A 14,831-nucleotide genomic window follows, 5' to 3' on the forward strand; every position below is an offset into this window, starting at 1 on the left:
AGCATTAGTCCTGCCCCAGAAACATCATGACAAACTTCGCCCCACAGCCTGGCTGGCTGATCGGCTGGATCTGCCCCTTATGGGCCTCGACGATTCGCGATGCAATCGCCATGCCCAAGCCGGATCCTTTCGTTTTTGTTGTAAAAAAAGGATCGAGCATCCGCTTGGCGATATTCTCGTCGAATCCAGGGCCATTGTCTTGATAGGTTACCCGAACCTGCCCATCTTCGCTCTTCTCGAACAAAAGAGTCACTACCAGGGGGTCTGGTGTCGCCGCGAGCGAGTTTTCCAGCAGATTCCGAAAAACCTGGACCAGCCGGAACTCGTCGGCCTGGAAAGGAACTTCAGCCATCCCATCGATTTGAATTGTCGTCTCGCGACAGCGGCGCTGCGGTTCGGTCTGCTCCCAGGCCCTCCGGCAGAGAACCGCCAGGTCGGAAGGTTTCGTTTCCAAAACGATCGGGGCGGCATAGTTCCGGACTTCATCGAACAGCAGTTGCAGGTCGTCTTGGGCCTGCTGCAGGCGTCCGATGAGCTTCATTTCCTGCGATTCCGGTTGGAATTCAAGTTCGAGCATTTCGGTGCAGGCCTGAATTCGCTGCAAGGCGTTCCGGCTTTCATGGGCTAAACCAGTGATCATCTGCCCGATCGCCGCCAGGCGTTCTGCTTGAAGTTGTTGCCGCCGTTGCTCCTCCATCTCGGTGATGTCGTGCAACAGCCAGATCTCGTCGATCGCGGACCGAAACTTCAATTGCGAGATAATGCGTTCCTCGCCATCGGGTCGGCGAATCCGGACTTCGGACTGCACGATCTTCCCTTCGGGTGATTTGGCGGCTGACTCCTCGACTCGCTCCTGTTCCTCGACGATGGTCAGTTGTTCCCAATCGGCCAAGGTCGCCAACTCGGCTCGGGCATGCCCGGTCATCGATTCGACGGCCTGGTTGACCTGAAGTTGCCCCCCGGCAACATAGACCGCCCCGGCTGGCAGACGCTCGATCAAGCGTCGAAGCTGATGCTCGCTTTGCTGACGTTGACTTTCGATCCCTTTCCGATGAACCGCGTTGGCAATTACATTGGCCATCGAAACGAGGAAGTCACAGTCCGAGGCCTGGAATTGCCGTCGGTTATGAAAGTGAACGCCGATCACGCCGTAGATCTGGCCTTCATTGCGGACGGCGACCTGCAGGCTGCTGACAACACGTTGCTCGCGAAGCAGTGGCGGGAAGTCGAGATCCGTTCGCAAGTCGTGATCGATGATCCCAATACATTCTTTATAGGAACAGACAAACTCGTAGTACGATTCAGGCTTCCGCAATCCGATCACGTCGTCGATCGCCGCGCCCGTCCAGCCAGCCGCCGACCGCAATCGAAACGAACTGTCGGCCGGGTGAAACTCCAGATATTCGGCACAATCTCCTTGAAGCGTTTCCATCAGGTGGGCAACGGCCTGGTCGTAAAGAACGTCGAGCGACTCCCCCGCCAGGGCATCGCGGCTTAACAGGGCAAGATGCTTCTGCTGCTTCAGCCGGGCATGGTCGACCGGGATCTGCCGGAATTGATATTCGGTTTGATAGGCATCCGACATGATCGCCAGGTCGAGGTCCAAACGACGATTGAGCGATTGATGTAACGCAATCCGCTCTTCGAAGGGGAGATCGTCTTGCCGGCAAAGGACACCGTTCAATGTGCCCCGGATCCGTGAGAACGCCGCGTTGACGTAAACCTGGTCGAGACCGATCTCGACATGCTGCTGGCCAATTTTTGATCGCCGATCGACATAGCTGCCGTCATGCTTCGCCAGCAGGGTATCGACCAACCATAACCGGAGGCTGGCCTGAAGTCGCTTGATCTGTTTTTCACCACCGGTAATCACCCGCGAGGCAGCGCGATGCTTTCGGATCTCGTCGTAGAAATCTTGAACGATTGGTTCAAAATAAGGTTCAAGACGGCGCAGCAGTTCTTCGGAACAAGCATCGTCCGCATCGGACCATGCAATGTATCGCTTGAGATCTTCGAATCGTCCATGAAAGTCAGAAGGAACACTCATTCAGGCTTTGCTTCCCTCGAGGCGGTCGTCATTCGGTTCCCTTCTTCCCCATGGCGTCCGGGTGCCAGATCGTTCTCAAAAAGTTGTCGTTTCGGTCGACTCGCAATGCTTCGATCTTCGTGGTTAGTCATCGAAGCCTTGGCGATCCCAGTCGGCAACTTTCCCCCACGTAACCAAGTGTGCAGTGGGGCAGCCTTCCACAATAGGCGTTCCAGTTCGTTTCGCCTAGCAACCTTGGCAATCCGATCGTACCGGCGCCATAGCTCATAACTGGGAAAAGATTTTCAAAATCTTGTACGAACGCTTCAAAGATTGTGCAATGCTTGCGAAGATCACACCTGATACTTTCGAGATCGTTGGAAAAGTGTCGGAATCCGGGCCAAACAGATTACCCTCTGTAGGCGAAATAGTTTCGCCAGCCCTGCCCAACGGTTCTCTCTCGGATAGCAGCATTCCTCGATTGACTATTTGTGCCCCGTATTGATGAACGGCGGCGGATTCGTTTACGGAAAACCGAACCATGTCGGACGATTGCCCAGTTGCTCCTATTCCCCCCTTCCCGGACGGATATCGTGCGGCCGGCATCTTGATGCATATCACCTCGCTTGCCAGTCCGCATGGCATCGGCGACTTCGGCCCCAGCGCGATCCAGTGGATCGATCTGCTGCACGACGCCGGCCAAAGCTGGTGGCAGGTCCTCCCCCTCGGTCCCACAGGGGACGGCAATTCGCCTTACTTGCCGCTGTCTTCGTTCGCCATGAACGAAGTGCTGGTCAGTCCAGAGTGGCTTCTGGAAGACGGCCTGATCTCGGCCGACGACTGCCAGACCTCGTGGCCAGACGCCAAGGTCGATTTCGACAACGTCAATCCTTATAAATACCGCCTGCTGGAAACGGCCTGGGATCGTTACCGTGCTGCACCTTCGGCAGAACTGTCCGAAGAGTTCGAGGCCTTTAAACTGGCCGAAGGGCACTGGCTCGACGACTACACCTTGTTCCGGGCCCTCAAGAATCAATTCCAAGGCGACTACTACATGCAGTGGCCGGCCGAGCTTGCCGAACGAAAGCCGGAAGCCCTGCTGAAGGCCCGCACCGAACTAGCCGAGCAGTGCGAGAAGTTCGCCTTCTTTCAATATTTGCTGCATCGCTACGGGATGCGAGTTCGTAATCATGCTCAGGCCAAAGGGGTTCGATTGATCGGTGATGTGCCGATCTACGTTTCGGCCGACTCGAGCGATGTCTGGGCGAATCCGGAACTATTTTCCCTGGACGAGCACAAGCGGCCGAAGTTTGTCGCCGGCGTGCCACCAGATTACTTCAGTGCTGTCGGGCAGCTTTGGGGCAACCCGGTCTACAACTGGGAAGCCCACCGTCAGACCGGTTATCGCTGGTTCATCCAACGCTTCCGTTCGCTGCTGACCTATGCCGATGCCATTCGCCTGGATCACTTCCGCGGGTTCGCTGCCGCGTGGCATGTGGCAGCCGATGCGAAGACCGCGGAAGTGGGTTACTGGGCACCGGGGCCTGGTGCGGAATTGTTTGAGGCCATCAAAGCAGCACTCGGCAACTTGCCGTTCATTGTCGAAGACCTCGGCACGATCACTGAAGATGTCTGGGAACTGCGTGATCAGTTCGACATGCCAGGCACCCGTGTCGTGCAGTTTGCCTTCGATGGCGACCCCGACAATCTTTACCTGCCGAAGAACTACGTTGCCAACACGACCGTTTACACCGGCACTCACGACAACGCGACCAGTCGTCAGTGGTACGAAGAATTGCCGGAAGAATCACGCGAGACCGTTTGGCAAAGTTTGAATATGCCGGTCGTCCCCGAGGACGAGGTTGCCTGGGCGTTACTGCAAGCAGCCTGGCAGTCGATTGCCGCCCTGGCGATCGCTCCGCTGCAAGACGTTTTGAACCTGGGAAGCGATTCACGCATGAACGTTCCTGGCGAATCGGATGGGAATTGGGACTGGCGCTGTCCATCCGACTTGCTCAGTAGTCCTTATTTTTCCACCTTGGCGCAAATCACCAAGGATACCGGTCGCTGGCCTGAATAAAGCGTGGTTCAGTTGTGGCACTTGATCAAGATCTTGAAAAACGTCAAAGATCAGGCGGCGCACTTCTTCATACGCTCTCCGCAAACTCCTACGATTGGTAGTTACGAGTCATCCTCGACGATCGGTGGAAATTTACACCCGGGCGTCAGGGGGCTGGCTCGTGGCCCACGCAATGGGACAATACAAGTGGTCACGGTATCCAGGATATTGCCTTGGCCCACGCGGCTACCGATTGCCTTCGCTCCGTTCCAGGTCGGCTCGCGAGCCCGTCACGACAGCAATGCTTAATCGATAAGGAATTCATGATGGCAGCAACCAAGACACCCCTGACGGAAATGAAAGCCTGGAAGGGCCTTACCGATCATTACCAGGCCATTCGCGACGTCCACATGCGGACGTTGTTTGCCAAAGATCCGGAACGTGGCGAGCGTATGACGGCCGAAGGTGCTGACCTGTTCCTCGATTACTCGAAGAACCGCGTCAACGAGGAGACGCTCAAGCTGCTGCTGGAACTCGCCGAAGAATCGGGCCTTCGCGAACGAATCGACGCAATGTTCCGCGGTGACAAGATCAACATCACCGAAGACCGCGCTGTGCTGCATGTCGCTTTACGTGCTCCGAAAGGAGCAACGATCGAAGTCGACGGCGAGAACGTCGTGCCAGACGTTCACCAGGTGCTCGAAGCAATGTCGGCGTTTTCCAATCGCATTCGCAGCGGTGAGTGGAAAGGTCACACCGGCAAGCCGATCAAGAACGTTGTGAACATCGGCATCGGCGGCTCAGACCTCGGCCCTGTGATGGCGTACGAAGCACTGAAGCACTTCAGCGACCGCTCGCTGACGTTCCGCTTTGTCTCGAATGTCGACGGAACCGACTTTGCCGAAGCGGTTCAAGACCTCGACGCGGCTGAAACGCTGTTCATCGTTGCGTCGAAGACGTTCACCACGCTCGAAACGATGACCAACGCGAACACCGCTCGCGACTGGCTGCTTTCCGCGTTGGGTGGCGACAAAGACTCGGTTGCCAAGCACTTCGTCGCGGTTTCGACCAATGCCGAAAAGGTGTCTGAATTCGGGATCGACACCGCCAACATGTTTGGTTTCTGGGACTGGGTGGGTGGCCGCTATTCGATGGACTCGGCCATCGGCCTATCGACGATGCTCGCCGTGGGCCCCGAGAACTTTATGGCGATGCTCGACGGTTTCCATCAAATGGACGAGCACTTCCGGACCGCTCCGTTTGAGAAGAACCTGCCCGTCCTGATGGCGCTGCTGTCGATGTGGTACAGCAACTTCTTCGGTGCCGAGACGATCGCCGTCCTGCCATACGAACAGTACCTGAAACGCTTCCCTGCCTACCTCCAGCAGTTGACGATGGAGAGCAACGGCAAGTACATCACGCTGGCTGGCCAACGCGTCGACTACTCGACCGGCACGATTTACTTCGGCGAACCTGGCACCAACGGTCAGCACTCGTTCTATCAATTGATTCACCAGGGAACGCGATTGATTCCTTGCGATTTCATCGCCTTCGGCAAGTCGCTCAATCCGCTGGGACGTCACCAGGACATGCTGATCGCCAACGTCTTCGCCCAGTCCGAAGCCCTCGCCTTCGGCAAGACGGAAGAACAAGTCAAAGCGGAAGGAACGGCCGACTGGCTCGTTCCGCATCGTGTGTTTGAAGGCAATCGTCCGTCAAACACGATCTTCGCCAAGCAGCTTTCCCCGTCGGTTCTCGGCCAGTTGATCGCTTTGTACGAACATTGCGTCTTCACCCAGGGAACCATCTGGCAAATCAATTCGTTCGATCAGTGGGGCGTGGAATTGGGTAAGCAACTTGCCCAGCGCATCATTCCAGAATTGGAAAATGCCGAACTTCCTGAGCTCACGCACGATAGTTCCACCAACAATTTGATCCGCCGTTACCGAGCCACCAAGGAGTCGAAATGACCGCGATCGATCCTAGCAGTCCCCAGTTCAAAAAGGTAAAGTCGGCTCCCGGCTTTATCGCCGCGCTTGATCAAAGTGGCGGCAGCACGCCCAAGGCGCTTCGTTCGTACGGCATCTCGGATGACGAATGGTCTGGCGACGAAGAGATGTTCGCGATGGTCCACAAGATGCGATCGCGTGTCATCACCAGCCCAGCGTTCACCGGCGAACGCATCCTGGCGGCGATCCTGTTCGAAAACACCATGGATCGCGAGATCGAAGGGAAGCCGACGGCCGATTACCTGTGGGACGTGAAGAATGTCGTTCCGATCTTGAAAGTCGACAAAGGTCTGGCCCCGGAAGCCAACGGCGTCCAACTGATGAACTCGATGCCAGGGCTTGAACAGCTGTTGGTGAAAGCCAAAGGCAAAAACATCTTCGGCACCAAGATGCGATCGGTGATCAAACAAGCCGACAAGTCAGGAATCGAAGCGGTGGTTGCCCAGCAGTTCGACGAAGCCAAGAAGATCATCGCAGCCGGCCTCGTGCCAATTATCGAGCCGGAAGTCGATATCCATTGCCCCGACAAGGGTGATGCCGAGGCTTACCTGAAGGCCGCCCTGGCCAGCAAGCTGGATGAATTGCCTTCCGACGACTATGTGATGCTGAAGCTGACCCTTCCCAGCGAAGACAACTTCTATGCCGAGTTCGTCGAGCATCCCCAGGTTGTTCGCGTTGTTGCCCTTTCCGGCGGTTACTCGCGGGAAGAAGGGAACGAGATCCTCGCTCGCAATCATAACGTGATCGCCAGCTTCTCGCGTGCCTTGCTGGAAGGCCTATCCGCCAAGCAAACCGACGAAGAATTCAACACGATGCTCGATAACACGATCCAGAGCATCTACGACGCTTCGATTACCTAAACGGTTATCGACAATCTATTTAGGCACCTCGTCCCAAGGGGGACAGGTGCCTTTTTCCGTTCGAATGGCAACTTCTGGGTTCCCTTTTTGCAAATGAGTTGCAAAAATGACGTTCTCAGCGTCCCCGTGTTGCAAGTGGCGGAAAGCTTGGTATCCTGTTCTCTGTACTGAGATTCAATATCAATTTCTAGCCGCCAGCCGTTTACGCCAGCATCCAGGCCACTCGCGAGCTCTCATCGTTGTATCGATGAGCGTTTGCAGAACTTGCTTCAGGGGGATGCTGTGATCTCTTGTAAACCTGCTTATTTCTGCGATCACACCATAAAGGCGACTGCTTTCATGTCTGCGTCGATCCGGGCCTTTGCCCCAATTTTCGTTGGCTTCCTCCTTGCCTCTTCCCCTTGGGCTCTTTCGGCGGAAGAACACACCAGTGCTGCCTGGCCGTCGTTTCAAAATGGGGGGCAATGCTTGATCCCAGGCGATTCCCTTCCGCAGAAGTGGTCGGCTACCGAAAACATTGCCTGGAAGGCTGAAATCGAAGGTTACGGTCAATCGACGCCGATCGTCACCGGCGATCAGATCATCGTGACTTCGACCAGTGGCCCCAACAAAGAGAACTATCATCTCGCCGCGTTCCAGCTAGGAACTGGCGAAAAGCTGTGGCAGAAGGATTTTAAGAATCCGAGCCCGATCGAAAACACTTCGTACGTCAGTCGTGCCGCCCCTTCCCCGATCGCGGATGGTAGCGGCTACATCGTCTATTACGAAGGAGGCATCGTCGTCGCCGTCGAACAAGACGGCAAGATCCGCTGGGAACGCAACCTGGTCGAAGAGTACGGTCCGATCAGCTCGCGTCACGGCCTTTCTTCGTCGCTGGAACAAACGGACGACCATGTTTACGTGTGGGTCGAACGTTCCGAAGAGCCTTACCTGGCTGCGCTGAATAAGAAGGATGGAACCACCGCCTGGAAGGTTCCAGGCCTCGGCTCAACGGCCTGGAGCTCGCCACGTTTGATCCCAGTCGGTGACCAATTGCAGCTGGTGTGCAGCTCGAGCGGCAAGATCGCTGGCTTCGATCCCAAGACGGGCGATCGTCGTTGGGACTTCGATCAAATTGCCAATAACACGACCTGCACGCCGATGCCGCTGGGTGACGGCAAGTTCCTGATTGGCGCCTCGGATGGTCGCGGTGAAGCAGCCGCCACGACCGATGGCACCTCGAACGGTGTTATTCAAATCAGCAAACAGGACGACGGTTCGTATACCGCCGACTTCGCCTGGCAGGCCGCCAAGGCAAAGTCGAGCTTTGGCAGCCCGATCGCCGCGGACGGCAAGGCCTGGTTCGTCAACCGCAGTGGTGTGCTGTTTGGTGTCGATCTGGCAACCGGCGAGCAAACTTCGTCGGCACGTCTCGCCACCGGTGGCATGTGGGCGACGCCGATTCAGCAAGGCAATGTGCTCTATATCTTTGGCTCGAAAGGAACGACCGAGTTGATCGACGCGACCAGCGGCAAATCGATCGGCGAGAACGCTCTGTGGGTCAACGAAGAAGAACCGGAACCAGCCGAAGGTGGACGCCGTGGCGAAGGTGGTGCTTCGTCAGGCGAGATCGTCTACGCAGCCGTTCCGGTTGGCTCGTGCCTGTTGATCCGCACCGGCAACACGCTGTATGCGATTCAAGAAGACACCACGAAATAGAACTCCCCCCACTCCCTCAGGATTGAAATCCGGAAGGAACTTGATCGATGAAAACGCTTACCGCTTCCTTGTTGGCGATCGCCCTGCTGGCTTCGGCCACGCCGGCTTATGCTCACTTCCCTTGGTTAACAATCCAGAAGGATGGCAAGGTTGCCTATTTCTTCGGAGAGAACCCGGCCGATTGCACCTACAAGCTGCCTGGCCCCATCGCCAAGTCGGAAGTGAGTGCGGTCTCCGAAAGCGGTAAGCTGACAGCCGTGGAACTGGAAGCGATCGAGTCCGACGACTTCGTCGGTCGCAAATCCGCCAAGCCATTGGCCAAAGACGCGTTACTTCAGTCGCAAGCGACCTTTGGCATCTATCATGGCTCGCGTTTGGACTACTACACGCAGCATGTCGGCGGCAAGCTGCCTGCCTCGCGGGAAGCGGCTCAGAAGGTTTCCGCAACGATCGATCTCAAGGCGGAATTGGTCAAAACGGAGGAAGGTGTCGACGCTTACATCCTGTGGCAAGGCAAGCCATTGGCAGACGCAGATGTCCATCTTTACTGCGAAGAAGGGCATGAAGAAGCGACTGCCACGACCGATCAAGAGGGCAAATTTTCCTTCACTGATGCTCAAATTGAAGAAGGCGTGAACGGAATCATGGTGGGGCACACCCTCCAGGAAGCCGGCACGCTGAACGACAAAAAGTACGACTCGAATTCGCACTATTTGACCGTCACCTTCCAGAGCCCAGCCGAAGGCAACTAGCCCTCCGACAAATATGCTCTGACCTGATCAACGGATTTCATTTCTCCCCCCAACTCACTTCGTGAATCGAATACCATGCGAACCACCTTTCGTTATCTTGCCGCCGCGTTGCTGTTGACGTCGGCAAGCTTCGTTCAAGCCGAAGAACAAAGCACGGTTACGACCAGCAAGACCTCCGAACCGACCGCAGCCGATCTGCGGCAAGCGGCTCACGACTCGCGCGAAGTCTGGCACAACTTCCCTGGGTTCACCGCCGGGATCGTGATCTCGGAAGATTCGCAGCGGTACGAAGGGACGATCCGCGTCGGAGCCGACTTCGAGTACGACATTGAAATCGACGACGAAGCTCTCAAGCCATGGCTGAAGTCGAAGCTCCGTTCGGTGATTTCGCATCGTCGTCCTGATCCTTCGCCCGAGCATTACGACGTTTCGTTCCGCGAAGAAGGAACCGATCACGCTGGTGGTCGCCTGGTTGCCGAGAACGACGGTTCCGGCATCTTTCGCATTCAAGATGGTCAGATCAAGGAAGTGATTCGCCGTAACGAATCCTCGTGGTTCGAGATCACCACGCTTGAAAACCTCACCACGCCAGCCGGGAAGGTATTGCCTCGCTCGACGTCAGTGACCTTCCGCAATCCAGACACCGGCAACATCGAATCGAACCTCAGCAACTACTTCGGCTGGACCCAGGTCGGCGAGTTCTTTCTGCCCGACTACTGCTACACCGTGAAGGTAGGTGCCGACGGCGAACGCTCGACGCGAAAGCTTGAGTTCAAATCGCACCAGTTGCATCTGGGCGACGCAAAAACAGTCAAGTTGCACAAGCCTCTGCCGGAACCGCTGACCAGCTTCGGTGCGGCGATCATGGGAGATTACCTCTACGTCTTTAGTGGTCACGATGGTGACGCCCACGGCTTTGGCCGCGACGTTCTGGCCGATCACTTCCGTCGGATTAAGTTCGCCGATCCTGCCGCCGAGTGGGAAGAACTGGCCAAGCAAGAGCCAGCCCAAAGCACCGCCCTGGTAACCGATGGTCAATACATCTATCGCATCGGTGGTCTGACCTTCTTAAACCGTGGCGACGAAGAAACCAACTTCAAATCGACCACCCACTTCTCGCGTTACGATGCCGAGAAGAACGAATGGACGCAGCTTGCTGAACTGCCTGACTCGCGTTCGTCGCTCGATGCCGCCGTCCTCGGTCGCCACATCTACGTGGCCGGCGGATGGAACCTCCAGGGAGCTTCGTCGAACGACGCCCCTTGGCACGAAGATATGCTTCGCTTCGACCTCGACAATCCTGAAAAGGGTTGGGAATCGCTGCCAGGTCCTGGTTACAAGACCCGTGCGATTTCGTTGGCGGCCCACGACGGCAAGATTTATTTGTTCGGTGGTATCCAGCCAGGCGGGATCTCGCGAAAGGTTTCCGTTTACGATCCTGAATCGGAAAGCTGGGCCGCTGCCCCAGACCTGAAAGCGGACAGCAGCACGTCTGGCTTCGCGACCAGTTCGTTCGCGACGGGCGGCAAGCTGTACGTGACCGGCGGCTCTGGCATCTTGTATCGCCTGAGTGACGACGGCAACGACTGGGAAGTCGAAACTCGTCTGCTTTACCCTCGTATGTTCCTGCGTTTGCTGCCGGTGAACGACCAGCAACTGCTGGCCGTGGGTGGCACCTCGATGCTGGGAGGCCGGATGGCCGTGGTCGAATCGATTGACGTGCAAACCGAAAAGGCTTCGCCCAACATGGTGAAGTGGTCGCTGCCATTCGATGGCCGTGCCAAGCAGAGTCAGACGCTGGTGCTTAATGGAACCAAGCTGTTCGCCTTCGGCGGCAACGCCAGTCGCTCGCCTCACGACTTCAGCAAAGAAGCCTTCGTGAATGAAGCGTTCGCGTTTGATATTTCGGACCAGTCGGTCGAACGCCTGCCCGATGTCCCGGCCGCTTCGCAAAGTGGAAGTGCCGTCTCGCACGCGTTGACCAGCAAGCACGAAGAGATCTTGCTGCTGGGTGGCCTTGGCATGCCCGACGATCAGTTCGGTTCGCTGTCGAAGGTCTATTCCTTTGATCCGAAGTCGAAACAGTGGACGACACAGTCCCCTACCCTGCCGACGCCTCGTGGCATGTTCAACGCCGTCAGCTACGACGACGCGGTCTGGTGCTTCGGTGGAAGTGCGGCCGGGAAGGGTGGCAACTTGAATCCCAACATCCTGCATTGGTGGGGCGATGAAAGCTCGATCGCGGCGCTGCCCGATGTCGCCCTGCCTCACCCGCGTCGCTCGTTCGGTGGTGCTCGCATCGGTGACGAGTACTTCCTGGTCGGTGGTCTGGGGGAAGGAACCGGAATTGAAAACAACGTCGATGTCTTCAACTTCAAAGATCGCACCTGGCGAACCGCAGCCTCGCCGGTCACCTCGCGCGTGTTCCCAAGCCTCGTGAGCGATGGCAAGCGTTTGTACTTGTTCGGCGGATTCGCCAACAACGATGGGCACTTCGCTCCGGCAACCGCGCTGGAAGTGTACGACCCAGCCGCCGATCGCTGGACGGTGCTGGCCAGCGAACTGCCGGGCGTGGATGCCTCGATGGCGATGTTCAACTTTGGTGGACGTCTGTTGTTCTACGGCATTGATAAGGAAGCCGACGGTCAAGCCAACTTCGTTCTATACGATCCGAACCCAACCGAAGCTCCGAAAGAAGTGGCCGCTGCCAACTTCTCAGGCCGCCGTGGTCGCGGGTCGGAAGCGACTTCCAACGCCAAAGCCATGCTTCGCAAAGACACCAACAAGGATGGCAAGCTTTCCCCCGAAGAGTTGGGCGATCGCTTGAAGTCGTTGGTGGAATCGGCTGATACCGACGGTGACGGCCTCCTTTCCCACGAGGAATTGGTGAAAGCCTTGGAAAAGCAAGCCGCCGAAGCTAAAACGGCGGAAGAGACGAAAAGCAATGAAAACGAAACCTAAGTACTGGTTTTGGGTTCAATAGCTTTAGCCCCTGCTTCCCGACGTTCAAACAACCTGACGCTGGATCCGTGATGCTGAAAACTTGCTGCTCTGCCTTCTTTTGCTTGACGCTCGTCTGCGTGGCGACGCGTTCCCAGGCCGAAAACTTCCAGTTTCTCCACGAAAACGTGCTCGGCACCTCGCTGCAACTGGTGATTGATAGCCAGGACGAAGCGACCGCCAAGAGCGTGGAAAAGCGAGCCCTGGAAGAGATCGACCGGCTCAATGCGATCCTCAGTCGTTATTACCGCCAAAGCGAATTGATGCAGTGGCAAGCAGGCTCAACCACGGAAGTTTCCAGTGAACTGTGGCAGGTCTTGTCGCAAGCGGAACAATGGCGTCGAACGACCAACGGTGCGTTCGACGTTCGTTCGCAAGCGATCTCGGAGCTCTGGGAAAAAGCCGACGCCACGGCCAAGGCTCCCTCGGATGGGCAACGTCAACAGTTGGTTCGTCAATTGTCCGCGGCCCCTTATCAACTGGCGCAGCCAAACCATGCCACCACCAACGGATTGCTTCCGTTGAGCTTGGATGGTCTGGCGAAGGGTTATGTGCTGGACGCCGTTTGCCAGGTCGTTCAGCAGGAATTCCCTGAGGTCCAAGACTTCGTCGTCAACATTGGTGGCGATCTCCGCAAACTGGGGGAAGCTCCTCTCGAGCTTTCGATTGAAAACCCACGCAACGCTGCGGAAGGGGCCAAACCGCTGCAACACTTCATCGCAACACAACCTTTGGCGATGGCCACCAGCGGAAACTATCGCCGCTTCGTGAATGCCGGCGGTCGCCAGGTTTCGCACATCTTCGATCCCCGTACCGGGCTTCCGGCGGAAAGCATTCTGTCGGCCACGGTCATTTGCCAGAACGCCATGGACGCCGATGCCTTGGCAACCGCGATCAGCGTACTGGGAGCCGAAGAAGGCCTGGCATTGATCGAAAACCTTTCGCACACCGAGTGCTGCATCGTCACCGCCAACGGCAACGTGGTGACCTCGAGCGGCTGGCCATTGGGGCACCTCACTACTTCGCCCCTGGCCATGGTACTGAAGGTGGAAGAAGAGACGAAGCAAGGTTTGTTCGTCGATTTCAGCATCGATCGCCCCGAAGGTGGTCGCCGTTATCGTCGACCTTACGTCGCCATGTGGCTGGAAGATGAAGATGGCTACCCAGTCAAAACAGGCATTCTCTGGCTGCAGACCGAACAACCAGGTCCCCGCTGGCACCGCGACTTGACCCGCTGGTTCCGCAGCGATCGAATTCGCAAAACGGTCGAAAACACCGACCTGGTCAACACCATCTCTGGGGCAACGCGTGGCCCAGGCAAGTACGACGCTCACTTCGATGGCACCGACAACCTTGGCAAACCGCTCAAGCCAGGCCAATACACCTTGTGCCTGGAAGTGGCTCGCGAACATGGTACTTACCAGTTGATTCGCGAATCGATCGAGTGGGGCAACACGCCGATTGCCGAGAAGAAGCTGGAAGGCAACGTCGAAGTCGGTTCGATGTCGTATCGCTTCGTCCCGACCACTTCGGAAGCAGGCAAGTAGCTCCGCATGAGGTCTGACGAAAAGAAGCCTCGCGGGCGTAATTGGTACGCGACGAGTGCCAAGTGGACGCGGTGGCTGCATACGTACTTGTCGATGATCAGCTTTGCCACGTTGCTCTTCTTTGCCGTGACAGGGCTCACGTTGAACCATCCAACCTGGCTCGGGGCCGATCAAACGGTCATTCGTGACGAGGAAGGTGCGTTCCCCACTGAAGAGATGACCGGCGAACTCGATAAGCTGGCCATCGCCGAAGAGCTTCGCGAACGCCATAAGCTAAAAGGGAAAGTCGCCGAATTCGAGGTCTCGGACTTCGACTGCATGGTGACCTACAAGAGCCCAGGCTACGTGGCCGATGTCTTTATCGATCGCGAGTCTGGCAAGTACACCGTCAGCGAAACGACCAGCGGCGTGATCGCCGTGCTGAACGATCTCCACAAAGGACGTGACTCCGGCGCGAAGTGGTCGTGGGTAATCGACATCTCGGCAATTTTGCTGGTGCTGGTTTCTGTCACCGGATTGGTGCTGCTGCTGTTCCTCAAACGGCAGCGAATGCCTGGGCTGGTCGTGACCGTCTTGGGAACCGTGCTGCTCGTGTTGGCCTGGCTCTGGGGCGTGCCGTAACGTTTCGCTGGCTAACCATTCCAAGCCTTGCTCGACGTTCTTGATGCGATGCCGCGATGCTCCCCCCTTACAGTCTATTTGGGGGCAGGTTTCCGCCGACTTGTTTTTGCCGAAAAATCAGTTTGCAACCATGGATCGGTCCAACTTAGAATCGATGGTGGCAAATTAAGTAAGGTCTTGGGAGAACCCAGGTTTCGCACTTCGGGATGATCGATTCCGTGCCGGCGGTACGCTACGGGGCAGCACTGATCCGTGAAAA

General features: G+C 56.8%; 9 protein-coding genes. 8 read left to right on the forward strand and 1 reads right to left on the reverse strand.

The window, feature by feature from the left end; translation table 11 throughout:
• Window positions 1-4 precede the first annotated feature (4 nt).
• Window positions 5-2,047: a protoglobin domain-containing protein gene (locus AB1L30_RS25405; RefSeq protein ID WP_367017205.1), complete on the reverse strand. Its 2,043-nt coding sequence runs from the start codon at window positions 2,045-2,047 to the stop codon at window positions 5-7.
• A gap of 520 nt (window positions 2,048-2,567) precedes the next feature.
• Here AB1L30_RS25405 and malQ point away from each other — a divergent pair.
• The 8 genes from malQ (at window position 2,568) to AB1L30_RS25445 (ending at window position 14,572) form a co-directional block, all read left to right on the forward strand.
• Window positions 2,568-4,106 carry a 4-alpha-glucanotransferase gene (malQ, locus tag AB1L30_RS25410; RefSeq protein WP_367017207.1) on the forward strand — a complete coding sequence of 513 codons (1,539 nt, stop codon included), beginning with the start codon at window positions 2,568-2,570 and terminating at the stop codon, window positions 4,104-4,106.
• Between the two features lie 302 nt (window positions 4,107-4,408).
• Window positions 4,409-6,055 (forward strand): glucose-6-phosphate isomerase, encoded by a 1,647-nt coding sequence (gene pgi / locus AB1L30_RS25415; protein ID WP_367017208.1) that lies wholly within the window; start codon window positions 4,409-4,411, stop codon window positions 6,053-6,055.
• On the forward strand, window positions 6,052-6,954 hold the full coding sequence (locus AB1L30_RS25420; protein WP_367017210.1) for a fructose bisphosphate aldolase: 903 nt from the start codon (window positions 6,052-6,054) through the stop codon (window positions 6,952-6,954). The genes pgi and AB1L30_RS25420 overlap by 4 nt, the downstream gene beginning before the upstream one ends.
• A 339-nt stretch (window positions 6,955-7,293) precedes the next feature.
• A complete protein-coding gene (locus AB1L30_RS25425; RefSeq protein WP_367017212.1) occupies window positions 7,294-8,652 on the forward strand; it encodes a PQQ-binding-like beta-propeller repeat protein in 1,359 nt (452 codons plus the stop codon).
• 47 nt (window positions 8,653-8,699) lie between these two features.
• The gene (locus AB1L30_RS25430) at window positions 8,700-9,404 is read left to right on the forward strand and encodes a hypothetical protein (protein WP_367017213.1); all 705 of its coding nucleotides are present in this window, start codon (window positions 8,700-8,702) and stop codon (window positions 9,402-9,404) included.
• Window positions 9,405-9,479: 75 nt separating this feature from the next.
• Window positions 9,480-12,365 (forward strand): DUF3386 family protein, encoded by a 2,886-nt coding sequence (locus AB1L30_RS25435; RefSeq protein WP_367017215.1) that lies wholly within the window; start codon window positions 9,480-9,482, stop codon window positions 12,363-12,365.
• 71 nt (window positions 12,366-12,436) lie between these two features.
• Window positions 12,437-13,951 (forward strand): DUF2271 domain-containing protein, encoded by a 1,515-nt coding sequence (locus tag AB1L30_RS25440; RefSeq protein ID WP_367017217.1) that lies wholly within the window; start codon window positions 12,437-12,439, stop codon window positions 13,949-13,951.
• Window positions 13,952-13,957: 6 nt separating this feature from the next.
• Entirely contained in the window at window positions 13,958-14,572 is a 615-nt protein-coding gene (locus tag AB1L30_RS25445) for a PepSY-associated TM helix domain-containing protein (RefSeq protein WP_367017219.1), read from the forward strand.
• Window positions 14,573-14,831 lie beyond the last annotated feature (259 nt).

Source organism: Bremerella sp. JC817 (assembly GCF_040718835.1).
Lineage (GTDB): Bacteria > Planctomycetota > Planctomycetia > Pirellulales > Pirellulaceae > Bremerella.